Origin of the sequence: Bradyrhizobium algeriense, from assembly GCF_003062295.1 — a bacterium.
Taxonomy (GTDB): Bacteria; Pseudomonadota; Alphaproteobacteria; order Rhizobiales; family Xanthobacteraceae; genus Bradyrhizobium; species Bradyrhizobium algeriense.
In genome coordinates, this window is record NZ_PYCN01000004.1 from 136,651 (window position 1) to 162,190 (window position 25,540).

The 25,540-nt window shown below is 63.8% G+C and carries 21 protein-coding genes; 8 read left to right on the forward strand and 13 right to left on the reverse strand.

The window, feature by feature from the left end; genetic code table 11:
• Position 1: 1 nt before the first annotated feature.
• Both C7G61_RS11645 and C7G61_RS11650 read right to left on the reverse strand, forming a co-directional pair.
• Positions 2 to 1,225, reverse strand: coding sequence for an efflux RND transporter periplasmic adaptor subunit (locus tag C7G61_RS11645; RefSeq protein WP_108514236.1), 1,224 nt, complete (start codon positions 1,223 to 1,225; stop codon positions 2 to 4).
• A gap of 369 nt (positions 1,226 to 1,594) precedes the next feature.
• Positions 1,595 to 2,626, reverse strand: a complete 1,032-nt coding sequence (locus tag C7G61_RS11650; protein ID WP_108514237.1) for an SAM-dependent methyltransferase — start codon at positions 2,624 to 2,626, stop codon at positions 1,595 to 1,597.
• A 342-nt stretch (positions 2,627 to 2,968) separates the two neighbouring features.
• Here C7G61_RS11650 and C7G61_RS11655 point away from each other — a divergent pair, with 342 nt between their 5' ends.
• From C7G61_RS11655 to C7G61_RS11665, 3 genes are all read left to right on the forward strand, one after another.
• Entirely contained in the window at positions 2,969 to 3,964 is a 996-nt protein-coding gene (locus C7G61_RS11655; RefSeq protein WP_108514238.1) for a flagellar motor protein MotA, read from the forward strand.
• An 89-nt stretch (positions 3,965 to 4,053) separates the two neighbouring features.
• Positions 4,054 to 5,082, forward strand: coding sequence for a peptidoglycan -binding protein (locus C7G61_RS11660; protein ID WP_108514239.1), 1,029 nt, complete (start codon positions 4,054 to 4,056; stop codon positions 5,080 to 5,082).
• 153 nt (positions 5,083 to 5,235) lie between these two features.
• On the forward strand, positions 5,236 to 5,685 hold the full coding sequence (locus C7G61_RS11665; RefSeq protein ID WP_108514478.1) for a GNAT family N-acetyltransferase: 450 nt from the start codon (positions 5,236 to 5,238) through the stop codon (positions 5,683 to 5,685).
• 146 nt (positions 5,686 to 5,831) lie between these two features.
• Here the strand turns inward: C7G61_RS11665 and C7G61_RS11670 are convergent, their stop codons facing one another.
• Positions 5,832 to 7,688, reverse strand: a complete 1,857-nt coding sequence (locus C7G61_RS11670) for an ABC transporter ATP-binding protein/permease (RefSeq protein ID WP_108514240.1) — start codon at positions 7,686 to 7,688, stop codon at positions 5,832 to 5,834.
• Positions 7,689 to 7,867: 179 nt separating this feature from the next.
• On the opposite strand from C7G61_RS11670, the gene rpmE reads away from it, so the two are divergent.
• Entirely contained in the window at positions 7,868 to 8,095 is a 228-nt protein-coding gene (gene rpmE, locus C7G61_RS11675) for a 50S ribosomal protein L31 (protein ID WP_108514241.1), read from the forward strand.
• A 225-nt stretch (positions 8,096 to 8,320) separates the two neighbouring features.
• Here rpmE and rcdA read toward each other — a convergent pair whose 3' ends face one another.
• Both rcdA and C7G61_RS11695 read right to left on the reverse strand, forming a co-directional pair.
• Complete coding sequence (gene rcdA / locus C7G61_RS11685) at positions 8,321 to 8,833, reverse strand: protease adaptor protein RcdA (RefSeq protein ID WP_108514242.1); 513 nt, start codon at positions 8,831 to 8,833, stop codon at positions 8,321 to 8,323.
• A gap of 504 nt (positions 8,834 to 9,337) precedes the next feature.
• Positions 9,338 to 9,529, reverse strand: a complete 192-nt coding sequence (locus C7G61_RS11695) for a DUF1192 domain-containing protein (protein ID WP_108514243.1) — start codon at positions 9,527 to 9,529, stop codon at positions 9,338 to 9,340.
• A 103-nt stretch (positions 9,530 to 9,632) separates the two neighbouring features.
• Here C7G61_RS11695 and C7G61_RS11700 point away from each other — a divergent pair, with 103 nt between their 5' ends.
• Positions 9,633 to 10,631, forward strand: a complete 999-nt coding sequence (locus C7G61_RS11700; RefSeq protein ID WP_108514244.1) for an NAD(P)H-quinone oxidoreductase — start codon at positions 9,633 to 9,635, stop codon at positions 10,629 to 10,631.
• Positions 10,632 to 10,751: 120 nt separating this feature from the next.
• Positions 10,752 to 13,628, forward strand: coding sequence for an EAL domain-containing protein (locus C7G61_RS11705; RefSeq protein WP_190241773.1), 2,877 nt, complete (start codon positions 10,752 to 10,754; stop codon positions 13,626 to 13,628).
• 106 nt (positions 13,629 to 13,734) lie between these two features.
• Here the strand turns inward: C7G61_RS11705 and C7G61_RS11710 are convergent, their stop codons facing one another.
• The 7 genes from C7G61_RS11710 to C7G61_RS11740 form a co-directional block, all read right to left on the reverse strand.
• Positions 13,735 to 15,282, reverse strand: a complete 1,548-nt coding sequence (locus C7G61_RS11710) for a L,D-transpeptidase (RefSeq protein ID WP_108514245.1) — start codon at positions 15,280 to 15,282, stop codon at positions 13,735 to 13,737.
• Between the two features lie 347 nt (positions 15,283 to 15,629).
• Positions 15,630 to 16,799, reverse strand: a complete 1,170-nt coding sequence (locus C7G61_RS11715; RefSeq protein WP_108514246.1) for an FAD-dependent monooxygenase — start codon at positions 16,797 to 16,799, stop codon at positions 15,630 to 15,632.
• A gap of 151 nt (positions 16,800 to 16,950) precedes the next feature.
• On the reverse strand, positions 16,951 to 17,598 hold the full coding sequence (locus C7G61_RS11720; RefSeq protein WP_108514247.1) for a hypothetical protein: 648 nt from the start codon (positions 17,596 to 17,598) through the stop codon (positions 16,951 to 16,953).
• On the reverse strand, positions 17,598 to 18,092 hold the full coding sequence (locus tag C7G61_RS11725) for a c-type cytochrome (protein ID WP_108514480.1): 495 nt from the start codon (positions 18,090 to 18,092) through the stop codon (positions 17,598 to 17,600). Before C7G61_RS11725 ends, C7G61_RS11720 begins: the two co-directional genes overlap by 1 nt.
• A 131-nt stretch (positions 18,093 to 18,223) precedes the next feature.
• Positions 18,224 to 19,933: a PQQ-dependent dehydrogenase, methanol/ethanol family gene (locus tag C7G61_RS11730; RefSeq protein ID WP_244608260.1), complete on the reverse strand. Its 1,710-nt coding sequence runs from the start codon at positions 19,931 to 19,933 to the stop codon at positions 18,224 to 18,226.
• A gap of 200 nt (positions 19,934 to 20,133) precedes the next feature.
• Entirely contained in the window at positions 20,134 to 20,649 is a 516-nt protein-coding gene (locus C7G61_RS11735; protein WP_108514249.1) for a copper chaperone PCu(A)C, read from the reverse strand.
• Positions 20,650 to 20,916: 267 nt separating this feature from the next.
• The gene (locus C7G61_RS11740; RefSeq protein WP_190241774.1) at positions 20,917 to 21,174 is read right to left on the reverse strand and encodes a DUF7662 domain-containing protein; all 258 of its coding nucleotides are present in this window, start codon (positions 21,172 to 21,174) and stop codon (positions 20,917 to 20,919) included.
• Between the two features lie 167 nt (positions 21,175 to 21,341).
• Here C7G61_RS11740 and C7G61_RS11745 point away from each other — a divergent pair, with 167 nt between their 5' ends.
• Positions 21,342 to 22,835 (forward strand): GGDEF domain-containing protein, encoded by a 1,494-nt coding sequence (locus tag C7G61_RS11745; RefSeq protein ID WP_420836757.1) that lies wholly within the window; start codon positions 21,342 to 21,344, stop codon positions 22,833 to 22,835.
• A 131-nt stretch (positions 22,836 to 22,966) separates the two neighbouring features.
• Here the strand turns inward: C7G61_RS11745 and galU are convergent, their stop codons facing one another.
• On the reverse strand, positions 22,967 to 23,848 hold the full coding sequence (gene galU, locus C7G61_RS11750) for a UTP--glucose-1-phosphate uridylyltransferase GalU (RefSeq protein ID WP_108514252.1): 882 nt from the start codon (positions 23,846 to 23,848) through the stop codon (positions 22,967 to 22,969).
• Positions 23,849 to 24,075: 227 nt separating this feature from the next.
• Here galU and C7G61_RS11755 point away from each other — a divergent pair, with 227 nt between their 5' ends.
• Positions 24,076 to 25,476, forward strand: coding sequence for a lytic murein transglycosylase (locus C7G61_RS11755; RefSeq protein WP_420836754.1), 1,401 nt, complete (start codon positions 24,076 to 24,078; stop codon positions 25,474 to 25,476).
• The last annotated feature ends 64 nt before the right edge of the window (positions 25,477 to 25,540 follow it).

Here is a 25,540-nt window from a genome sequence, read left to right on the forward strand (position 1 = left end):
CTCAGCGGGCGGCTTGCGTCGCCGGCGCACTCGGTGTCGCCGGCGCGCCCGGTATGGTACCCACCGAGGCATCCGCATCGATCCACGCCTTCGCCTTGACCTTGTCGCCGGGCACGAATTTCTGGAACCCGTCGACGACGACGCGGTCGCCGTCCTTGAGGCCCTCGCTGACCAGCCACAGGCCGTCCTGCACCGCGCCGGTGCGGACCGGCTGCGTCGCGATACGGCCGTCATCCTTGACCACGAACACCTCGCTGCCGCCGCCGGCATCGCGTTGGATCGCCTGCTGCGGCACCGCGATGGCGTCGGAATCGATACCCTGTTCGATCAGGACGCGGACATACATGCCGGGAAGCAGTTCGCGACTGGGATTCGGGAACTGCCCGCGCAGCGTGACCTGTCCGGTATAGGCATCCACCTTGGCTTCGGAAAACAGCAGCTTGCCGGGAATCGGATAGACCGTTCCGTCGTCCAGCACGAGGCGGACCTTGGCTGCGTCGGGCGCAATCCGGTCGAGATCGCCATTGTCAAAGGCACGGCGCAGCTTGTGCATCTCCGAGACCGATTGGGTGAAGTCGGCATAGATCGGGTCGAGTTGCTGGATCGTGGCGAGACTGGTGGTCTCGTTCTGCACCACCAGCGCGCCTTCGCTTACCAGCGCGGCGCCGACGACGCCGCTGATCGGCGCACGGATCGTTGCATAATCAAGGTTCAGCTTGGCGCGCGCGACTTCGGCCTTGCGGCTGCCGACCTCGGCCTCGGCCTGGCGCTGGGCCCCGATGGCCTTTTCATTCTCAGCCTCGGGCGCCGCGCGCTGGCTGGTCAGTGTCGAGATGCGCCGAGCATGCTGCGAGGCGAGATCGAACGCGGCCATAGCCTTGTCCAGCGCGGCTTCGCTCGCCTGCAGTTCGACCTCGAACGGCTTGGGGTCGATCCGGTACAGCGGATCGCCGGCGTTCACCTCGGTTCCCTGCTGGAACAAACGCTCGACGATAATCCCGGAAACGCGCGTGCGAACTTCCGAAACCCGGGTGGGCGCGATCCGGCCGGGCAATTCACGCAGGAGGGCGCGGGACTGAGGCCGTACGGTGAAGGTGCCTACTTCAGGCTCTTGCGGTTTTGCCGCGGCGGTAGCGGCGATCGGTTCATTGCAGGCAGCCAAAAGCGGCGCTATCGCAGTCAACATCAAAACGATGCATGCCGATCGCGTTTGTAGTCCGGACATTGAAAGCATTGCCCCAGTTCAGGTTGGAAAGCGCGAATTGAGCATTCGCGACGTTATCGTCGGAAGACGTCGTAAGCGGTCTTTGGAACTCACGGTTGTTGATGGAACATAGGATAGGGAGAGCCTGCTGCGACGCAATACGGTTTCGTGGCGGCCCAATGTCACACAACGCTACCGCGCTGAATTAACGTCGGTTTTTCCGGAGTCACTCGATTGTGAGCCGGGGTTCCATCTACTTATTCGCAGGAGTAGCCCGGATGGAGCGAAGCGCAATCCGGGGAATCGGCATCCGTTCGACGGCCCCGGGGTTCGCGGAGCCTGTTATCGGGCGCGCATTCGCGCGACCCGTTCGCTCACCCGGGCTACGGGCTAACCGGCGGCCGCCTTCAGCCGGTAATGGCTGACGCCCCACTCGCTGCCGCCGGCGTAACCGAACAGGCCTGCGGTGGCGAGCAGCAACCAGCGCCAGCGCCGCATCCACAACGCGGTCTCGCCGCCATGGACCTTGCGAAGCACGCGCTCGATTTCGTAGCGATGCGTGTCGAAGTTCTCCAGCCAATCCTGCGCGGTGCGCTGATAATGCACGCCGCTCCAGCGCCATTCCTTTTCGACCCCGAACAGATCGGCATATTGCCGGATCAGATGATGGCTCGGCATCACGCCGCCGGCAAAGAAACGTTGCGCGATCCAGTCCTCGCCATCGGCGCGATCGAACAGATAGGCGCCGGAGCGGTGGGTGAAGATGTGCAGGAAGAAGCGGCCATCGGGCTTCAACCACGCGCACACGCGGGTCATCGATTCGCGCCAGTTCATCATGTGCTCGAACATCTCGACGGAGACGACACGGTCGAACTGCGCATCGGGCGCGAACACGTTCATGTCCTGCGTAATGACGCGCAAATTGGCCAGGCCTCGCTGGGCGGCTTCGCCCTCGACGTATTCGCGCTGCGCGTTCGAGTTGGAGACCGCCGTGACCAGCGAATGCGGAAATTGCCGCGCCATCCAAAGCGACAGCGAACCCCAGCCGCAGCCGAGTTCGAGGATCGATTGCCCGTCGGCCAGGTCGGCATGCTCGACAGTCTGGCGCAGCGCTTCCTCCTCGGCCTCCTGCAGGGTCGAGGCCGCCTCCCGGTAGAAGCAACAGGAATATTTGCGATTGGGACCGAGCACGCGGGCAAAGAACTCGGCCGGCACCTCGTGGCCGCGGACATCGGGCTCGTCGCTATATTCGGCGATGGCGCGCGCCGCCATTTCGTCGGCGAGCCAGGCATCGCTCTCCGCATTCCCGGTGGCGAGCCGCGTGGCGGCGCGCGAGCAGAGCTGGTGGATTGCGGCCCGGATAATGGCGTCGGGCAGCGGCACGCGCTCGGCGGTTCCCATGATCGTGGAGACGAAGCTCATGTGACCACTCCCTTGGGTGGAGAACGGGCTGCAGTGGCTGGTCTATCTCGGAGCAGGTGCTTCTTTCGAACAGCCGCTGGACCGGGCGACCGCCCCACGGGGGGCCCGTCACGACTGAAAGCGATACGGGGACGGCCCGCCGGTCCCTCGTGATACAAGGCCGTCATGAAAAATCCCGGTTGGACATCGAAACGTTCCAAAATACGCTGATGTCAAAGCCGGGTTTCGGGAAGAGGTTCCACCATCGTCCACTCGAAATCGCGGCTTCGCAGCTTTTTTCTCCAGCCCGCTGTGCCATATTGGTTCCCAGCTCGGCTTTTCGTAACGGATGACACCCCGCAAATGCCCCCAGGCCACTCCTCCCGCTCCGAAATGGAGATCGAACTGAGCAAACTGTCCTCGCCCCGGATTTTTCTGGTGCGGATGCTGGTGTTCCTGGTGCTGTGTGCGCTGGTGACGGTCGTGCTCTACAAGCAGATCATCGCGGCGTTCTTTGCCAATCCCGGCCTCAACGCCCTGATCGGCGCGGTGCTTCTGATCGGCATCATCCTGTCGTTCCGGCAGGTGATCCGGCTCTATCCCGAGGTCTCCTGGGTCAACAATTTCCGCATCGCCGATCCGGGTCTCGCGATCGACCGGCGTCCGAGACTGCTGGCGCCGATGGCGGCGATCCTTGGCGGCGAGCGCTCGGGGCGGATGACGATTTCGCAGCAGACCATGCGGCACCTGCTGGATTCGATCGCGACGCGGCTGGATGAAGCGCGCGACATTTCCCGCTACATGACGGGCTTGCTGGTGTTTCTCGGCCTGCTCGGCACCTTCTGGGGCCTGATCGAAACGGTCGGCTCCGTCGGCAAGGTGATCGACGGCTTGAAGGTCGGCGGCGATTCGGGCGCCCTGTTCGATACCCTGAAGGACGGGCTGGCCGCCCCGCTCGGCGGCATGGGCATTTCGTTCTCGTCCTCGCTGTTCGGCCTCGCCGGCTCGCTGATCCTGGGCTTCCTCGACCTGCAGTCGAGCCAGGCGCAGAACCGCTTCTACACCGACCTCGAGGACTGGCTCGCCTCCACCGTTCGCGAATATGGCGATGGCGCGTCCGGCCTCGGCGGCGAATTGCAACATGCGATGGAACGGATACGCGCGGTGGTTGAAGAGAGCGGCAGCGGCCGCAGCACCACGGCGGCGATGGCCAACCTCGCCGAGGCCATCCAGGGCCTGGTCGCACATATGCGCACCGAGCAGCAGATGATCCGCGAATGGGCCGACGGCCAGGGCGAGCAGAACCGCGAGATCAAGAAGCTGCTGGAGCGGATCGCCAAGCAGCCCGAGAAGAGCTGAAGAAGTGGAATGTTCGTGTCCCGGACGCGGCGCAGGCGGCGTTGCACGCCGCACCGCGTCCGGGACACGAGATTGTCGGAGAATCGGAAATGGCCCTCGCCCGTGCACGCCGCAATGATTCCGGTTTCAACTACTGGCCGGGGTTCGTCGACGCACTGTCGACACTGGTGCTGTCGATCGTGTTCCTGCTGTCGGTGTTTTTGGTGGTGCAGTTCTTCCTGTCGCAGGAGGTCACCGGCAAGGACAAGGCACTGGAACAGCTCAACGCCAAGATCGCGCAGCTCAACGACCTGCTGTCACTGGAAAAGCTCGGCAAGATCACGCTCGACGACCAGGTCGGGCAATTGCGCGCCGGCCTCGCCGCCGCGGAAGGCGAGCGCGACCGTATCAAGGGGCTTTACGAGGGGCTGGCCGGCGCCGGCAGCGACGCCCAGGGCCGCACCAACGAGCTCAACAAGGCGCTGGAATCCGAAAAGACAGTGTCCTCGCGCGCGCTCGCCCAGATCGAGGTGCTGAACCAGCAGATCAGCGCGCTGCGCCGCCAGCTCGCGGCGCTCGAGGAAGCGCTGGAAGCGTCCGAAAAGCGCGACAAGGAATCGCAGGGGCGGATTGCCGATCTCGGCCAGCGCCTGAACGTCGCGCTGGCGCAGCGCGTGCAGGAATTGTCGCGCTACCGTTCGGAATTCTTCGGCCGCCTGCGCGCCATTCTGGGCAATCGCCCCGATATCCGGATCGTCGGTGACCGTTTTGTCTTTCAGTCGGAAGTATTCTTCGATACCGGCCAGGCGCTGTTGCTCCCCGAAGGCCGCGCCGAACTCGACAAGCTCGCCACCGCACTGATCGACCTGGACAAGCAGATTCCAAGCGAGATCGCCTGGGTGCTGCGGGTCGACGGCCACACCGACATGCGGCCGATCAACTCGCCGCTGTTCAAGTCGAACTGGGAATTGTCGTCGGCGCGCGCCATCTCGGTGGTGCAATACCTGGTTTTCCTCGGCGTCCCCGCGCAGCGGCTGGTCGCCGCCGGCTTTGCCGAATTCCAGCCGCTCGATCCAGCACCCAACGAAGACGCCTACAAGCGCAACCGCCGCATCGAACTGAAGCTGACGGAACGGTAGGGTGACCTTCACGCACACCACGTCGTCATGGCCGGGCAAAAGCGCGAAGCGCGTCTTCGCGCGGACGTCCCGGCCATCCACGTCTTGTGGATCGGCTAAAAGAAAGACGTGGATGCCCGGGAAAAGCCCGGGCATGACGATTTGGGTATCGGCTTGACCCCATCCTTCACACTCCGTCCCTATCGCGCCGAGGACGAAGAAGCGGCAATCGAGCTGTGGCGGCTGACCTGGCAGCAGGCCTATCCCGGAATCGACTTCACCGCACGCGTGCCGTGGTGGCGCGAGCGCTGGCGCAATGAGCTGGTGGCGAACGCTGCGATCATCGTCGCCGAACAGGCGGACGCGCTGATCGGGTTCGTGACCATCGACGGATCAGGCTATCTCGACCAGCTCGTGGTCAGCCCCGATCACTGGGGCTCGAAACTTGCTACCGCACTGGTCGATGAAGCCAAGCGCCTGTCGCCCGATGGCGTCACGCTTCTGGTTAACAAGGACAACGCGCGCGCCATCCGCTTCTACGAACGCAACGGCTTTGTGCACGATGGCGAGGACGTCAACCCGACATCGGGGCGGCCGGTCTTGAAGATGGCATGGAAGGGGTAGCAGCGGGCGACGCCCAACTTGGGCGCTCTCTTCGTCGTGCCCCGCGAAGGCGGGGCATCCAGTACGCCGCGGCCTTTCGATTCCACCACTGACGTCTCTGGAATACTGGGTCACCCGCCTTCGCGGATGACGACAGCGGCGCAAGTTCAAATCCCCTCAAATTGCAGCCGCGCCAATCGCGCGTAGAGCCCGTTCGCTGCAACCAGCTCCGCATGCGTGCCCTGTTCGACGATCCGGCCCTGGTCCATCACCATGATGCGGTCGCAGGACAGCACGGTGGCAAGGCGATGGGCGATCACGAGCGTGGTGCGGTGGCGCATCAATTCTTCCAGCGCGGTCTGCACCAGCGTCTCGCTTTCCGCATCGAGCGCGGAAGTGGCTTCGTCGAGCAATAGCAACGGTGCGTCGCGCAGGATCGCGCGCGCGATCGCGATGCGCTGGCGCTGGCCGCCGGACAGCGTCACGCCACGCTCGCCGAGCTGCGCCTCAAAACCACCCGGCAGCCGGCGGAGGAATTCGGTGGCATGGGCGAGATCGGCGGCGCGCTCGACTTCGGCATCGCTGGCGTCAGGTCGGCCAAAGCGGATGTTTTCGCGCGCGGAGGCCGCGAACACGACCGAGTCCTGCGGCACCAGCGCGATGCGCGAACGCACGTCAACCGGATCGGCCGATCTGACCGGCACGCCGTCGAGTGAAATCGTGCCGCGTGCCGGATCGTAGAAGCGCAGCAGGAGGTGAAACAGCGTGCTCTTGCCCGCCCCTGACGGGCCGACGATCGCGACCTTCTCGCCGGCCTTGACCGCGAGCGAGACATTGTCGATCGCAAGCATGTCCGGCCGTGTCGGATAGGCGAAGCTGACATTGTCGAAACCGACGTCGCCGCGCGCCTGCTGCGGCAGTGCGGCCGGCTGCGGCGGCGCGGTGATCTGCGATTTGACCCGCAGGATTTCGAACAGCCGCTCGGCGGCGCCCGACGCAGCCGAGACTTCGCCCCAGACTTCGCTGAGTTGCCCGAGACCGGTCGCGGCGAACGCCGCATACAGCACGAACTGGCCAAGCCGGCCCGGCGTGATCTGGCCGGTCAGCACGTCGTGCGAGCCGACCCAGAGGATCGCGACGACGCTGGAGAACACGATGAAGATGATGATCAGCGTCAGCACCGCGCGCGCCCGCGTCGAGCTGCGCGCCGCCTCATAGGCCTGCTCGACCTCGCCGCCGAAGCGGTTGGTTGCCATCCGCTCGCTGGTATAGGCCTGCACGGTCCGGATCGCGCCGATCAGTTCGGAGGCGTAGGCGCTGGCGTCCGCCAGCGTATCCTGCGCGTTGCGCGACAGCCGCCGCACCCAGCGCCCGAACGCGACCAGCGGAATCACGATCAGCGGGATCGCCAGCAGCACGAAGCCGGACAATTTCGGGCTCGTGATCACCATCATGGCGGTGGCGCCGATGAACAGCATCATGTTGCGCAGCGCGATCGATACCGACGCGCCGACCGCTGATTTGATCTGGGTGGTATCGGCGGTCAGCCGCGACACCAGTTCGCCCGAGCGCGCGGAATCGAAGAACGCCGGCGACAGCGAGACCAGATGCGTGAACACGTCGCGCCTGATATCGGCGACGATGCGTTCGCCGATCGTCATGACGAGGTAGTAGCGCGACGCGCTTGCCGCAGCCAGCACCGCGACAATGGCGATCATGACGCTGAAATAGCTGTTGATCAGGGCGATGCCTTCGGGGCTGAAGCCGAAATCGATCATGCGCCTGACCGCGATCGGCACCACCAGCGTGGTGATTGCCGCGACCGTCAGCGAGATGAAGGCGAGAGCCGCCCGTCCGCGATAGCGCGCGACGTAGGGCGCCAGCGCCAGCAGCGGGCGGAGCCTGGCGCTCGTCTTGGCCGGCGACTGCGTCAGCTGGGCCTCGATAAAGGCCTCTTCCTCGAGCAGGGCGTCGCGCCGTGGAGGCGTGCCAGGGGGGGCTTCAAACTGTTCCGCTGCGCTCATGAAATCCGACCGGTTTTGCCGCCCCCAGATAGGCCCCGCAGCCCCCTCTGGCAAATCCGGGAGATTCCCAATCGGGGGTTATACGTAGCTTGTTTTGGCGGGCGGCTTACGTTATAGAGCCGCCAAATCCCGTATCCCCTGACTTTTGCGACGGGCGCCGGCGCGCCGAAGGATATGCCATGAAAGCCGAAATTCATCCGAATTATCATACGATTACGGTCGTGATGACCGACGGGACCGAGTACCAGACCCGCTCCACCTGGGGCAAGGAAGGCGACAAGCTGAACCTCGATATCGACCCCAAGTCGCATCCGGCCTGGACCGGCGGATCCCAGCAGCTCCTCGACCGGGGCGGCCGTGTGTCGCGCTTCCAGAAGAAGTTTTCGGGCTTCCTCAAGAAGGACTGAGGGTTTTCGGACCCTCCCCGTACCGATCCAGAATGCAAAAACGCCCCGGTTTTCCGGGGCGTTTTTTTGTTTGCTGTTCGCTGTCGTCATTCCGGGGCGATGCGAAGCATCGAACTACGATGCGCAATTGCGCATCGGAGAATCTCGCGATTCCCCAGTGCGCAATTGCGCACCTGAGGTCTGGTCCTTCGGACCATCCCGGAATGACGGTTGTGGTTTTTAGACTTACTGCTCGAACGCCGCTTTCAGGCGGTTGAGCTGCGGCACCAGCGGATTGCCGATCGGGGCCCGTTCAGCAACGGGCGCGTGGATCGAGGTGTCGAGGCGGCGGACCCGCGTCTGCAGGCTCATCGAGCGCGCAATCAGATCCTGCAATTGCTGCGGCAGCTTTGCGATCATCTCCTCAGTGCCGGGATCGGCAGCCGTGAGCTTGACCTTGGTCTTTTCCCGATTGGCCTGGGTCAGCGTCATCTCGCCTTCCTTGACCGCGCGATGCAGCAACAGCCAGGACGCGAGCTGCATCAGGCGGGTGGTGAGGCGCATGCTTTCGGTTGCGTAAGTCAGGCTGACGGAGCGTTCGAGCGCCTTGGCCTCATTACGGCCGTCGCCGTCGAGATAGGCAGCGGTTTCCTCGACCAGATCCATGCCTTCCCGGAACAGGGTTCCGAACGCCGCAGAATTGGTGAGCCGCTCGCTGAACAGAACGAGCGCGGATTCGCTTTGCGAACGGTCCGCCATGGTTAACGCCCTCACGCCACTATTTGCCCCACCGGCTGTGAACCACCGGCTTATGATGAACAAATCATTGCTCGGGCGAGATCGAGAGTCCAGCGGCAACCGGATTTATGGTTTCCAGCGTATGGGGGCACAAAATAGCCGCGCTCCGCACAAAAAAGAGCCGCCGTTTCCGGCGGCTTTTGAAGTTGATAACAGGGAGGCGTCAAACAGAGTGGACAGGAGCCACTCGGTGTCCAAACGAGGACGATGCCAGTCATAAAGGAGAAAGCTTAATCCTTCGTAAACGAGCGATTTTCTTCAGAGATTATTTGCCATGTCGGCCAGTGGCCGAGTTTTTGGATTGACTCCAGCCCCTCGTCGTCCCTGCGAACGCAGGGACCCATAACCACCGGTCGTGATGAGCGAGGGAAAGTCGGCCAACGGCCTTGCCAAAACAGACGGGCCGCGGCGTATGGGTCCCGGCGTTCGCCGGGACGACGTGGTGAGAGATCGCGTTCGAAGATCTTACGTTTTGAAAAAACTGTCCGCAGCGTCCTTTGACGCGCGCTTTTTGGTGACGGCTTCTTGCAGCCGTTCGATCTCCGAATTCATCAGCGCGATCCGTTCGGTCAATTCCTCGACTGACAGCAGCGACAGGTCCTGGCCGATTTCGTGGGTGATCTTCTTCCGCGGCTTGTCGTCATCCTCGATCGCCATGCGTTTCTCCTTGGGCTCGGCGGTCCCCGGAGCGGTTGCCAGCCGGGGCCGGGCTGGCTAATCAGGGGCCGCCTCAATTCTCAGCCTTTCGCAAGGACAAATCATGGAAAAGCTGCCCGCGCAAATGACCGTCGTCGGCATCAGCAAGCCCGGCGGCCCCGAGGTGCTGTTGCCCGAAACCCGCGCCGTGCCCCTGCCCGGTCCGGGCGAAATCCTGGTCAAGGTGATGGCCGCCGGCGTCAACCGTCCCGACGTTGCCCAGCGTTCCGGCGCCTACCCGCCGCCGCCCGGCGCCAGCGACCTGCCCGGCCTTGAAATCGCCGGCGAAGTGGTAGCCCTCGGCGAAGGCGCGGCCAAGCACAAGCTCGGCGACAAGGTGATGTCGCTGGTGGCGGGCGGCGGCTACGCTCAATATTGCATCGCGCAAGACGCGCAGGCGATGGCGGTGCCGCCATCGCTTTCGATCCAGGAAGCCGGCGCGCTCCCGGAAACGCTGATGACGGTCTGGCACAATGTGTTCGAGCGCGGCGCGCTGAAGCCGGGCGAAACCTTGCTGATCCATGGCGGCTCATCCGGCATCGGCACCATGGCGATCCAGCTCGCGAAAGCGTTCGGCTCGAAAGTGATCGTGACCGTCGGCTCGCAGGACAAGATCGACGCCTGCCTGAAACTGGGCGCTGACCGCGCCATCAACTACAAGACCGAGGACTTCGTCGCCGTGGTCAAGGCGGAGACCAACAATGCGGGCGCCAACCTGATCCTCGACATGGTCGCCGGCGAATATGTCGATCGCAACTACGACGCCGCCGCGGTCGATGGCCGAATCGTGCAGATCGCAACCCTCAACGGACCCAAGGTCACCGTCAACATTGCCAAGGTGATGGTGAAGCGGCTGACCCATACCGGCTCGACACTGCGCCCCCGTACTAATGCGGATAAGGCCGCGATGGTCGCGGCAATCGAGGCCAAGGTCATGCCACTCTTGCGCGAAGGACGGGTAAAACCGCTGATGGACAGCTCATTTCCGCTGGAAAAGGCCGCCGATGCGCACCGGCGGATGGAGACCAGCGCACATATTGGCAAAATTGTGTTGGCGGTTTAGCCGATCGCAAGTGGAGCGAAGGTGGAAACCCTTTGATTCACTTTGCTTTCATGTCATTTATCGCGGCAACGCCGACCCGTTCGCTGGGCCGGGAGGGTCGTTGTTCGCGGAGTACTGACATTGCGTCTGATCAGGTGCCTTGCGCAGTTTGCGCTGGGCCTCATGATTGTTGCGGCGGCGCCTCCGGCGCACGCCATTGACGCTGTCAGCGTCCGCAGCGACGCGCCTGCCATCGACCTCACCGCCGTCCTCGACCACCAGCGCAGCGAAACCGACCGCATCCAGGTTTCGACGGCGCCGGGAACCGACGGTATCGTCCGCCGCATCGAGGTCCGCGCCCGCGAAGGCGGGCAGAACTGGGTGGTGTTCGCGCTCGCCAACAACACCGACGACCAGCTCGACCGCCTGATCGTCGCCCCGCACTATCGCATCGTGTCGTCCGGCCTGCTGTGGCCCGATCTCGGCCTGTCGCGCATCGCGACCATCACGCCATCAGTCGGCGATCGTCCCGAGCGTCAGGAAAGCGCGACCGCCGACATCTTCCGCATCACGCTCGATCCCGGCGCCGTCGTCACCTTCGTGGCGGAATTGCGCACCGACAAGCTGCCGCAGCTCTATCTGTGGGAACCCGACGCCTACAAGGACAAGGTGAACTCGTTCACGCTCTACCAAGGCATCGTGATCGGCATCTCCGGCCTCCTGGCCCTCGTGCTCACCATTCTGTTCGTGGTCAAGGGCAGCATCATGTTCCCCGCCGCCGCCGCGCTGGCATGGGCGGTGCTGGTCTATATCGGCGTCGATTTCGGCTTCTGGGGCAAGGTGCTGGACATGTCGAACAACGCCGAGCGCGTCTGGCGCGCGGCGGGCGAAGCGATCCTGGCGGCGACGCTGCTCGTGTTCCTGTTCGCCTATCTCAATCTCAGCCGCTGGCATGTGCGCTATTCCCACATCACCGTCGGCTGGCTGGCCTTCCTCGGCTCACTGGTGGCGCTGGCGCTGTTCGATCCCGCGGTCGCCTCCGGCATTGCGCGGATCTCGCTGGTGCTGATCGCCTTCGCCGGCTTCACGCTGATCGTCTATCTCTCGACGCATGGTTTCGACCGCGCGGTGCTGTTGATTCCGACCTGGTTCCTGCTGGTGGTCTGGGTGATCGCGGCCGGCATGACCGTGGGGGGCTCGGTCACCAACGACATCGTGGGCCCGGCTTTGCTCGGCGGCCTCGTGCTGATCGTGATGCTGATCGGATTTACGGTCATGCAGCACGCCTTCGCCGGCGGCGGCGCGACCACCGGCATCGTATCCGACATCGAGCGCCGCGCGCTGGCGCTAACCGGCTCCGGCGACCTGATCTGGGACTGGGACGTCTCCGCCGACAAGGTGTTCACGAGTCCCGAAACCGAAAGCCTGCTCGGGCTGAAACGCGGCACGCTGGAAGGTCCCGCCGCAAAATGGCTCGAGGTGCTGCACCCGCTCGACCAGGATCGCTTCCGCGCAGCGCTGGACAGCGTGCTCGACCAGCGCCGCGGCCGGCTCGTGCAGGATTTCCGCCTGCGCACGCCCGACGGCCATTTCATGTGGTTCGCGCTGAAGGCGCGCCCGGTGGTCGGCTCCGACGGCGAGGTCTCGCGCGTGGTCGGCACGCTCACTGACGTCACCGACATCAAGAACGCCGAAGAGCGCATGCTCCACGACTCCGTGCATGACAACCTCACGGGTCTTCCGAACCGCAAATTGTTCATGGACCGCCTCGGCGCGGTGGCCAATTTCACCAAGAGCATGCCAACGCTACGGCCGACGCTGATGGTGATCGACCTCGACCGCTTCAAGCAGGTCAATGATTCCGTCGGCATCGCGGTCGGCGACTCCATCCTGCTGACGCTGGCTCGGCGGCTGACGCGCATCCTGAAACCGCAGGACACGCTGGCGCGGCTGGCCGGCGACCAGTTCGGCCTGATCCTGATATCGGAGCAGGACCCGGCGCGCATCACCGCGTTCGCCGAAACCATCCGCAAGACAATCCGCGCGCCGATCGCCTTCAACGACCGCGAGATCTTCCTGACCGCCTCCATCGGGCTCGCGCTGTCGGATCCGCAGACGCAATTGACGGAGGAGATCATCAAGGACGCCGAGCTTGCGATGTATCACTCCAAGCGCATCGGCGGCGACCGCATCGATGTGTACAAACCGGCGATGCGCGCGCGGAAAACCGACCGGCTGACGCTGGAAAGCGAATTGCGCCGCGCCATCGAGCGGCAGGAAATCACGATACTCTACCAGCCGATCGTGCGGCTGGAAGACCGCTCCATTGCCGGCTTCGAAGCGCTGGCGCGCTGGGACCATCCAAAACTCGGCCGGATGTCGCCGTCGGAATTCATCACGATTGCCGAGGAAATCGGCCTGATCGTCGATCTCGGCATGTTCGTGCTCGACCAGACCGCGCGGCAGCTTTCGGTGTGGCAGCGCGCGATGCGCTCGCGCGAACCGATCTTTGCCTCCGTCAACGTCTCCTCCCGGCAGTTGCTGCGCCACGATCTGATCCACGATATCCGCACCGTGCTGTCACGCTCGTCGGTGGCGCGTGGCACGCTCAAGCTCGAACTGACGGAATCGCTGGTGATGGAGAATCCGGAGCACGCGGCGCAGATGCTGACGCGTATCCGCGAGCTTGGCACCGGGCTGTCGCTCGACGATTTCGGCACCGGCCATTCCTCGCTGGCCTATCTGCAGCGTTTTCCGTTCGACACCATCAAGATCGACCAGTCCTTCGTGCGCACCACCAGCCGCGGTACGCGCCCCGTGATCCTGAAATCGATCATCGCGCTGGCGCACGACCTCGGCATGGACGTGGTGGCGGAAGGCGCGGAGACGGATTCGGATGCGGTCGAGCTCTATCAATTGGGCTGCGAATACGCGCAGGGCTTTGCTTTCGGCGAGCCGATGGATGCGGATGCCGCGATGCGGCTATTGACGGAAGAGCGGCTGGAAGCGGCGAGTTAACTGTCGTCCCGGCGAAGGCGGCGACCCATAGCCGCAGCTTTTCTGTGAGACGATAACGCCCTGTGGTGATGGGCCCCCGCCTTCCCTACACGCGGCGTGCCACGCCTTACCACCAGCCCGGTTGCATCGGACGATAGTACTGGCCGCTGCCGCGGCGGCGCGTATTGCCGGTTTGGGGGGCCGGATCGCGCGGGAAATTGAAGAAGCCAAAACCGTTGTCGCCCTGGACGTCGTCGCTCGCAATGAGGACATCGGCCGACGGCCGGCGCGTTATAAAGCCGCCCTGCGGCTCGGTGCTCAGCACCGCGACGAACTCGGTGCGATAGTTGGTCTCGCTGCTCAGCGGCTCGTCCGAGATGACGATCGAGGATCGCGGCAACGCGGTCGGCGCGATGCGATCGAGCACATCCTGCGGAATCGTGATGCGGTCGAGCGCGGCCTTGGCGTTGTCGCCGTTGTCGATCGTGACCGCGGTCCAGCGCAGGGCCGCCCCGTTGCGCGCCACCGCCGTGAGCACATGCGTGCCGATCGGTCTTTCCGGATTACGGATCGTGACCGGAACCTCAATCGTCGCATCGAACACGATGCCGCCGCCGTCCGGTGCCGGCTTGTGCGTGGGGCGGCGCACGTAAAGCTTCTGCGTTGCGCGGCTGATGTAGATCGAGACCGGCTCGAGCGCGAGCTTCGCCTCGCTCGCCGCTCTGGCGGTGTCGGCCTTCCTGGTCTCGGCCGCCTTGGCGGCGTCCTTTGCGGCAGCAGCGGCGCCGGGTTTCGACTGCGCGTCATTCCTGGCAGTGTTGATCTGGTTCGCCAGTTCCGCGGACTTGGCGGCGGCCTTTTGCTTGAGGTCCTCGGCCCGCGCCTTGGCCTCGTCGGTCTTGGCGGCAGCGAGCGTCTTGTCGGCGTAAGCGAACTCGGCGTCGGCGCGGGTCTTGAGCTGTTCCAGCTTGCGCAGCGACACCTTGAGCGACGCCGCCTCGCGCGCCACTGCCGCGGCGGCTTTCTTCGCCTCTTCGGCCGTCCTGGCGGCCTCCGCCGCCTCGCGGGCGAGCGTCTCGGCGCGCGTCGGTGCAGCCGCAATGGCCTCCGACCTCGGCACGAATAGCACCGGGTGGGAGAACTCGACCGGCTCGGCGTCATCAGGCGAGACGATTACCCGCATCCCGATCCGCGTCCTGTCGAACAACTTCTCGGCAAAGCCAAAGGGCATCCGGACGCAGCCGTGCGAGGCCGCATATCCGGGCAGCGGCCCGCCGTGCAGCGCGATGCCGTTCCAGGTGATGCGCTGCATGTTCGGCATCTCGGCATCGTCATAGAGGCTTGAGCGGTGGTCCTTGTTCTTCTCGAGGATGGCGAACACGCCCGCGGGCGTCTCGCGTCCCGTGGTGCCCGTCGATACCGGCGCGCGCAGGATCCAGCCGTCGGCGTCGTAGATAGTGACCTGCTGGGTCTTGATCGACACGATCGCCATGATCGGCTCGCCTGCATCGCGCGGCGCCGCCGTCTCGGTGGCAGGCTTGGGGCGCGCCTGTTTCGCCGCGGCGTCGGCGGTCAGCGCCGTCAGTGCGGCCATCACCGCGAGCGTCACAATGGCGGGGGAACCCCAACGCTGCATCGCCACGGTGGATCGCGCCGTCGTAGATCGATTCGCCATGCCATGCCCCGGTTGAAATGACCGTCCGTGCTTGCGTCGATCAGGTGTCAGATCGCGACTCCTGGACCAACTAGCCGCTGCCACCATCCGCGCCGCCAATTCGCTCCTTAAGACGATCGGCACGTTCCGTTGGCAGTTCTCTCAATATACGACAGCCCGCGCAGCAGGAAGAGAGACTCGCGGCTGAAATTGGCGCTTTTTGGACGTGCAGCATGAAGCGAGAGGACGTCTACCCGAGAGGGAGAGCGGACGTCCCCGTCATAATGCCCGACTTCCCAAAGTGACGCAAAGCGCCATTGCACAACGTGCGCCATTCGGTTCGCTCGATCATGCTTTCCTCGCTGTCGCTATAGCGCTTCCGCCGCGTCATGCACATAGAGCCAGCCGATATTGGCGATCGAGCGGTCGCCGGACGCGGCCAGCGCCTCGTCGCGGGCGCGTTGCGCTTCGCCGTCGGGCAGATGGAAGCGGCTGCGGTTGGCGGCACTCGCCTCCTGCAGTTTCGTGGCGCGCGGCTTGCGCACCGCCTCATAGCGTGCCAGCGCGCTCGCGATGTCGTCGGGCATGGCCTTAAGAAGCGTTGCGAGCGCGGCGCCGTCCTCGATCGATTGCGCGGCGCCCTGCGCCATCATGGGCAACATGGGATGGCAGGCGTCGCCCAGGAGCGTGACACGACCGGCGCTCCAGCACGGCAGCTCGGCGCGATCGTGCAGCGCCCAAATGAAGGTCTGTGGAAAGGCGCTGATCAGGCTGCGTACCATCGGATGCCAGCCCTCATAGCGCGCGAGCACATCGGCTACCTCGCCTTTGTCTGTCCAGGACTCCCGTGTCCAGTCGCCGTGCTCGACGACGCAGACGACGTTCATCATCCGCCCGCCCGAGACCCAGTAGTGCACGACATGGCCGTCCGGTCCCAGCCAGCAATACGAAACAATCTCAAAGCCGAGATGCCTGATGCGCTCGGCCGGAACCAACCCGCGCCAAGCGACGCAACCGGTGAAGCGCGGCTTCTCGGGACCGAAGACGAATTCCCGCACGCGTGAATGGATGCCGTCGGCGCCGACCAGGAGGTCAGCTTCCGCAGTCGCGCCGTTTTCGAACCGCGCAATCACGCGCTCGCCCTTCTGCTCCAACCCTGTGAGCTTGTGACCGACATGCAAACGCTCTTGCGGCAGCGCGTCGGCCAGAAGATTTACAAGGTCCGCGCGATGGAAGTGGTAGTACGGCGCGCCGAAGGCAGCCTCGACCTCAGGCCCGAGTGGAGCGCGCTGCAAGATGCGTCCATCGTCCCAGCGCCGCTGATGCACCGCGCGTGGCCGTGTGCCGAAGGCGTCCATCGCGGCCCGGAGGCCCAGCCGCAGCAGGATCCGAGAGGCGTTGGGGCTGATCTGGATGCCTGCGCCGATTTCGGCGATGTGCGGCGCCTGCTCATAGACGTGAACGTCGAGCCCCACCTGAAGGAGCTGCAGCGCCGCCGAAAGCCCGCCGATGCCGCCGCCGATAATTGCGACTTTCATGGGAACTGTTTTGGACCGCGAATCTGTTTGAGCATAGGCGTCGGGCATCGCGCACTCTTCTACCTGGCAGGCTGGCGTTACCGCATTGTTCGCCAAAATCCCGGCAGTTGTGAGATCACAGGAGCGCGAGCCTTCGGATCCGGATCATGCCCTAATCCCTGGCTCGCAATATGCTGATCCGCGTTTCATCGACGAAACTCTTGATGTCCTGATCGGGCCGGCGGAACAGACTGCGTTCGACAATGAGCGAACGGCCGGCGACCGTCTTGGTGCAGCGTTCCCTGAGATAGACGCCACCCACCGGCTGGTCTCCTGCTTCGGGCCGACCTTCACTGCACGTCCAGCCTTCCGGGCCGTAGCGCGATTTGGCCTGTAGCCCCAGGAGAAACGCCTTCTTGCGGATATAGAGCCGCGCCTTCGGATCGGTCTCGATCTGCAAACCGGCGACATGGCCGGTATCGTCGATCAGCAAGGTCAGGATCGCGGGATGACCCGCCACCATCGTGCCGTCGCGGCTGGTCGATGGATCGTAGCCAAATCGGATCGCCCGCGTTCCGCTCGCGTCGGCAGGACAGTCACGCCAGTTCTTCCAGCCAGCCAACGTTCGCTTCTCTTCCGCCGCGCAAGAGAAGTCGACATAGCCGGACTCCGCCAATTCGGCCGCAGCCATTCCGAGGCGAATGTCGCGCAGATCGTTGCCGCCGAACTCTTCCGCCCGTGCCGGAGAGTGCGCAAGTGCGACGGACTGCCAGGCAAGCAGGCCTGCGGCAAGAACTCCCGATAGCGTCAGTCTGTCCATCACTGGCCCTTCCCCGTGCTGGCGGTCGTATGATCCGGCTGCTGAGTCTTGTAGACGTCGCAGACCCGCGACGTGCTCGAGAAGAAAGCGACGCATTCCGCGTAAGTGGGTTCGCCGGCTCCCTTGATGTGGGCGATCACGTAATCGGCGACGGCTTCGATATCTTTCGGCCGCAGGAACGTTGCACCCTCGGGCGGTATCTGTGCCCCCGCATCCTGGCGGTTCATGCCGTGGCATTTCACCTCATCGTAGCCGCCGCGTATAAAGAACGGCATCCCCGTGCCCGGCCGCCCGCAGCCGACGGTTTCAATGATCTGATCCCGCGTCAGCTCGGTCTTGCGCAGCGACAGCGCATCGCCGCCATAGCCGCCGCCGCCATTGCCGTGCCATTTGTGACAGCCCACGCAGTTTGCGCGACTGAATACCGCCTTGCCGGCATTGGTCGGGTCCGAGGCCGGCGGCTGCGCCGACTGACCGCAGGCAGCGGCTAGCATCGAAAAATTCAGGGCGACGACGCTCGCGAGCAGCACGCCCGCACGCGCCGCTAGTCTGTTGAAGATCATCATTGCGTCTCTTGTCGAGGAAGCGGAGGCCCGCGGTTGACGGGCCTCCACTTTCGAGAATGTCAGAGCGAGAATACGTAGAGCATCGATCCCGGCTGTATTTTCTTCAGTTCGGGCGTCGAATCGATGAACCACTTGTCCCAGGCGCCGCCCAGGCCGACCAGAATGGCGATGTACTGCTTGCCATCGACCGTAAAGGTCATCGGCGGTGCGTTGACGCCGCCGCCCGTGTTGAACTCCCAGAGCTTCTGCAATGACTTGGCGTCAAGCGCATGCACTTCGCCGGATGGCTGACCGGTGAAGACGAGATCGGGAGTCGCAAGCATGCCGCCCAGATTGGGGAACGGCGTTTCCATTTTGCCGGCTATCTTGCCGGTCGTTACATCGATCGCCGTCACGCTGCCGGTGATCTTGAACGGCTGGCTCGGGCCGCCGCCGGTCCAGAACTCCCGCGGTTTCAGTTTGTCCGGCGTCATCACCTCCACCTTGATGCGATTGCAGCTCTCGATTACCGGGATGTACCAGAGCTTCAGATCCGGATTGTAGGCCGTCGGCGGCCAGTTCTTGCCGCCCATGTTGCCGGGGCAGATATCGGTTTCCATGTTGGTGCGGCTTGGCGTCACCGACGCGATATAGGTCTGCACGGACTTGTTCGGGTCATACTCGATCGGCTTGCCGCTCTCCGGGTCGAGCCCCTTGGTCCATGTGACTTTCTTCACGAACGGAAGGCCCCAGACGAACTTGCCGTTGGTGCGATCGATCGCATAGGCGAAGCCGTTGCGGTCCGCTTCGAGCGCGAGCTTCCGCGGACCACTGGGCCCGGGGACATCGACCAGCACGTTTTCCGCCACGCTGTCATAGTCATAGGGGTCATTTGGTGTGTGCTGATAGTGCCACTTGATCTTGCCGGTCGTGGCATCGAGCGCCAGCGAGCTGTCGGTGTAAAGGTTGTCGCCCGGCCGATATTCATTATCCCAGTCCGGTCCGGGATTGCCGATGCCCCAGATGATGGTGTCGGTTGCGGGATCGTAGGTGCCGGTCACCCAGGTCGAACCGCCGCCGGCCGCAGCCGCGTTGTTGCTGTCTTTCCAGGTTTCGCTGCCGGGCTCGCCCTTGCCCGGGATCGTGTGGGTGCGCCAGACCTCCTTCTGGGTCGCCAGATCAGTTGCGGCGATCCAGCCACGGATGCCGTACTCTGCGCCGGCCACGCCTGTTATCGCCATGTTCTTGACGATCAACGGCGCGCCGGTGATGACCTCACCCTTGTCCGGATCGGCCACATTACGCTGCCAGGCGACCTGGCCGGTTTCCTTGTTGGTCGCGATCAGCCGTCCATCCAGCGTATGGGAAATGACGAGATCGCCCCACAAAGCGACGCCGCGGTTATCGACGCCGCAACACGCCACCGCACCAGCCCAGTCACGGTCCGTCTTGGGATCCATCTTCCAGACCAGCACGCCGCGGCCGCCATGCGCGTCGATCTTGTAGACCGAACCCCATCCATCGGTGACGTAGAGGAAGCCGTTCTCGGCAATCGGCGTGCCTTCGAGCCCGCCATGGCTCCAGATGCCGCCGCCTTCGATACCGCCGAGATGCATGGTCCAGGCGACCTTCAGGTTCTTCACGTTATCGCGGTTGACCTCCTTCAGCGTGGAGAACCGGTGAGCCGCGTAATTCTGATGATGATGAAGCCAGTTGCCCGGCTCCTTGTCGACGTTGAGCAGCCGTTCCTGATTGACCTGGTCTGCAGCGGAGACTGTCAGTGCGCCCATCACGCTTGCGGCAGCACCTGCTACGACAAGCAGACAAGCTCGCGTCAACATTTTTGTGTGACCTGAAGATCGCTCCATGAGTAATGCCCTCCCTTGTTGGCAAGTTCTTGTGGCAGTTCATGTTGGATTGAACGTCCGGCATATCCGGGCGTTTCGCTGTCGGGCCCCATTCAGCGGACTTCACCAGTCCGCTGTCGCGATCACGGCGTTCGTGAAACCTGCACCTCCGTTTCCTTGGTTCCGGCTTTCTGGAAAACGACGGCGCATGTAAACGTCTCGCCGTCGAGGAGCTTCTGCCGCGTCTGCAGCAGCATCACGTGATAGCCGTCGTGCTTGAGTTCGATCGTCTTGCTCTCCGGGATCGGAATGGACTTGATCTCGCGCATGGCGGGCGCGCCTTCGCCGCGATCGACGGTGTGCTTTACAGCGAAATTCGCAAACGGACAGCGGACGCGCAGGATCGCGTCGGCTTCGGCCGCATCGTTTCTGATCGTCATCAGCAGCGGGAGATCGATACCAATCTCGTCGGACGCGGGCACCCGCGCGCTCGTCACCTGCAGTGCGTCGCCGGCAGCAGCGAAACCGGGCGTCAGCCCAAGTCCAGCGCCAAGGCCGGCAACCAGTCCGAGCGCGAGAAACCGGGATCTGCCGGGCAGCGCAGCCCACCCTGCCCGATCAAGCGCACCATCAAGGCTCGATGTCGCTATGGCGGTCATCGGCTATCGCCGCGGCCATCAGAGATTTACAGGCGTGGGACGCCCAAACGACCCTGTCGTCGGAATCATCGGCGCCATCCTCCCAGATCGATTCTTCTTGTCTTTTTACTTGCGCCCCAGGGAGAACCAAATCATCCCAAATTGAGGCGACGGTAGGGCCGGTGCTTGGAAAATGATTCCAACAGCAGCTGGTCCACCGTATTCCATACCAATCGATATCCGGCACGGAAGACCGGCGCTGCGTGCGCCGGCGTGAGCCACGCGCGCTCACCGCCTCGCCGGAATCTTCTTGAACTTCACGCTCTTCCCATCCGCTTGCCGCGTTGCGATGTAGCCTGCTTCGAGACAGGCTTCGCGCTGCGGCATCTTCTCCTGCGGGCTGCGCAACGTCTCCCACCAGGACGCGCGCTGCGCGGCGCGCGGCAGGGCCGCGTCGATGATCTCCTCGATCTGTTCGAAGCTCAGCACGAATTCAGGAAGTTTCTGCTTCTTCAGATAGTCCCTCAGCAGGTCGTAGTCGTTCACCCGTGTCTCCAAATGGCGATTTGCATAAAACCGTAGCTCCCGGCAACCAAGCGTTAACTGATTATCCTATCGCTGTCGCCGTTTAAGGCCGCAACAACATATCCGGCCGCATACCGGAAGGGTTGGAGCGGACTATGCCATTTGGACGGCAAAGCGATGTGACCAGAATTGCCTGGTTCAGGAGAGATTCCGGCCGCCGGCCCTGGCGGTTGTCGGCGAAGCTGTTGATCGCGTCGTCGATCGCGACCGTGATCGGCTTCTCCACGATTTGCGCCAGCGTCATGCTCGACATGCGCCGCGGCGAGGAAGAGCTCGCGCGCCAGACCCTCGAAAATCTCGCCGCGGGCATCGATGCCGACATCAGCCGGAACATCGAACTCTATGACCTCTCGCTACGCAACGTCGCCAGCAATCTGGTGATGCCGGAGATCATGAGCGTCAGCAAGGAGATCCAGCATCTGATCCTGTTCGATCATGCCGCCACCGCCAAACATTTCGGCGCAATCCAGGTGTTCGACGCGCAGGGCAAGCTGACACACGATGCGGCCAGCCTCGATCCGGCGCCGGAGGATCGCAGCGACGAGGAGTATTTCCAGGTCCATCGCGCCAATCCCGACGTAGGCCTGTACATGAGCCGACCGATGCTGCGCCGCAGCGCCTATTCGATCGTGCTCAGCCGGCGCATCAACGACACCGATGGTGGTTTCCTCGGCGTCGTGGTGGGCTCGATCCGCTTCACTTATTTCCATGACTTGTTCGGCCGGCTCACCCTCAACCCCGGCGATACGATCACCGTGTTGCGCCGCGATCGAACGATCATCATGCGGACGCCGTTCGACCTGGATGTCATCGGGAAGAACCTGGCGGAGCGGCCAAAATGGCGCGCGGACAATTTGAAGGAAGGCATCGCCTATGCCGGCGTCGGACCGGTCGATCCGACACCGCGGCTTTACGTCCGAAGCGGCAGCACGAACTTGTTCTTTGTCGTGGTCGGAAAGCCGCTGGCGAGCATCCTGAACCTTTGGCACCGGGAGGTGCTGCGGATCGGGGCGGTCATGACGACGCTGATCCTGTTCGTGGTCGGCACCACGCTGTTCCTCGCCCGCGAGATCGGCCGCCGCGCCGAGGCGGAAGAGAAGCTCGAGGAACTCGCGACGACGGACGCGCTGACGGGGCTGAAGAACCGGCGCAAATTCGATATCGAGATCGATCTGGAGTGGCGGCGGGCAGCGCGCAACAAGACCCCTGTCGCGGTGCTGATGATCGATGCGGACCACTTCAAGGCCTACAACGACACCTACGGACACCAGGCCGGCGATCAGGTGCTGGTCGGCATTGCGATCTGCATTTCGGACTCGGTGCGGCGGTCGGGCGACTGTCCGGCGCGCTACGGCGGCGAGGAATTCGCGATACTCCTGCCGGGCCTCTCGGCGGTGGAAGCCTTCACCGTTGCCGAGACCATCCGCCTGAAGGTCGAACAATGGGCGGAAGACCCCAGCGTGACGACCGTCAGTATCGGTGTGGCGAGCATGACGCCCACGGCAGCCATCGACTGGTCCTATCTGATCGAAGCGGCTGACAAGGCGCTCTACGCCGCCAAGGCCAACGGCCGCAACCAGTCCGTGCTCGCCGCGGTCCCGCAGCTCGCGCTGGTGGCTTAAGGCACGGCTGTCACACAACCGTCATTGCGAGCGAAGCGAAGCAATCCATCCATCAGCGTATGCGGAGCGATGGATTGCTTCGTCGCTACGCTCCTCGCAATGACAGGGAAAGGCCGCTACGCCTTCGCCCGTCACTTCTCCAGATACTTCTTCATCTCCGCGCGCAGGCCATCACGAAGGTCGTCGCGCGCCATGCCGTAGGCGATGTTGGCGCGCAGGAAGCCGGACTTCGAGCCGCAATCGTGCCGCTCGCCCTCGAACTCCACGCCGTAGAAGCTTTGCGTTTTGGCGAGGGTTTTCATCGCGTCGGTGAGCTGGATCTCGTTGCCGGCGCCGCGCTCCTGGGTCTCCAGGATCTTGAAGATTTCCGGCTGCAGGATGTAGCGCCCGGTGATCGACAGGTTGGACGGCGCCGTGCCCTTTGGCGGCTTCTCCACCATGCCGTCGACCTCGAACATGTTTTTCGCGAGCCGCTTGCCGACGCCGCAGATGCCGTATTGGTGGGTGAGATCGTCGGGCACCGCTTCCACCGCGAGCAGATTGGACTTGCCGCCGAGCTTGGCCGCAGCCTCGATCATCTGCTTCAGGCAACCCGGGCTGTTCAGCACCAGCTCGTCCGGCAGCACCACCGCGAACGGCTCGTCACCGACGATGTCGCGCGCGCACCAGACCGCGTGGCCGAGGCCGAGCGGCGCTTGCTGGCGGGTGAAGCTGGTAGCGCCGGCCTCGGGCTGGTCGCGCGCCAAAATATCCTGCTCGGCCTTCTTGTTCCCGCGCGCAGCCAGCGTGGTGTCGAGCTCGAACATCCGGTCGAAATGATCCTCGATCACGCCCTTGTTGCGCCCGGTGACGAAGACGAAATGCTCAATGCCGGCCTCCTTGGCCTCGTCGACCACGTATTGGATCAACGGCTTGTCGACGATGGTCAGCATTTCCTTCGGCATCGCCTTGGTGGCGGGCAGAACGCGGGTGCCGAGACCGGCGACCGGGAAGACGGCTTTGCGGATTTTCATGGGATGTCGAGGGCCTTGGAAATGAGGAATTTTGGAACGGGGAAAGTGCTCTGATTGCACGTTGGTAGCCGGTTTGCATCCCCCAACAAAGGCGGATGTATGGTGCCAATTGTTTCGCCTGCCCTTGCGCCGACCGGGGGCGACGACGAAATTCCGCCTCTGTTAAGCTGTTGGAAACCGTGGCAGAGCCTTCTGAACCGGGGTGAGAAGCAACGGACGGACACTGAATGGGTTTGCCTGAACGAGCGATGACCAATCGAGCCGGCGCGATTCTAATCGCGGCCGCGCTGGTGTGTTCCAGCCAAGCCGTTTTTGTCAGCCCATCTCAAGCCCAATCCTCCGACAACGGGATTTCGAACTTCTTGGGCAACATCTTCCAAGGTCCGAAATCCGGCCCGGCGCCGCAGGCCGCGCCCGGCCCCGACGGCGGTCCGCCGCCCTGGAGCGGCGAGGACGGCGCCTCCGGCCATCCGCTGATGACGGCTTCCGCGATCCGGGAGGCGGCTGCGAACTTTCAAAATTGCGTTGCCGCGATGTGGCCTGATGCCGCACGGCGCAACATCACGCAAGCGAATTTCGAGCGCTTCACCGCAGGTCTCGCGCCTGATCTGCGCATCATGGACCTGATGGATTCGCAGCCCGAATTCACCAAGGCGATCTGGGACTATCTCGACATCCTCGTGAACGACAACCGCCTCGCCAAGGGGCGCGAGATCCTCGCCAAGTACAAGCCGCAGTTCGACGCGGTGGAGAAAGCCTACGGCGTCGACCGCTACGCAATCGCCTCGATCTGGGGCATCGAGTCGAACTACTCGACGCAGATGGGCGACCGCAACGTGGTGCAGTCGACGGCGACGCTGGCCTGCGTCGGCCGCCGGCAGGCCTATTTCAAGGACGAATTCCTCACCGCGCTTGAAATCCTCAACCGCGGCGATCTGCGTCCCGAACAGATGCGCGGCTCCTGGGCCGGCGCGTTCGGGCCGACGCAGTTCATGCCGACCGCCTTCAAGCGCTACGCCGTCGATGCTGATGGCGACGGCCGCCGCGACGTCGTCGACAACGCCGCGGACCTGATCGCCTCCACCGCCAACAACCTCAAGAAGGACGGCTGGCAGACCGGCCGGACCTGGGGCTACGAGGTAGTGCTGCCGGAAGGTTTCAATTTCATGCTGGCAGACAAGGCCAAGGCGATGACGATCGCGCAGTGGCAGAGCCAGGGAATGAAGCGGGCCGACGGCAAGCCGTTCCCGGATTCGACCGAGAAGGCCTACCTGCTGGCGCCTGCCGGCACGCAGGGGCCCGGCTTCCTGATGCTGCAGAATTTTCGGGTGATCATGAAATACAACCCGGCGGAGGCCTATGCGCTGGCGATCGGCCATTTTGCCGACCGCCTGCGCGGCGGACCCGCCTTCGTGCAGCCCTGGCCACGGCAGGAACGAGTGCTGTCGCGCGCCGAACGGCTGGAACTGCAGCAGCTTTTGGCCCAGCGCGGCTTCTACAAGGGCACACCGGACGGCCAGTTCGGTGGCCAGACGCGGGAGGCGCTGCGCAGCTTCCAGGCCTCGATCGGGGCGCCGGCGGACGGATTTGCCTCGTCCGACGTGCTGGAGCGGCTGCGGGGGCGTTAAATCCCTTCGGTTTGACGCGTTTTCTTCACGCGAACCGGTCCACTTCGCTCGAAAACGCTATGAA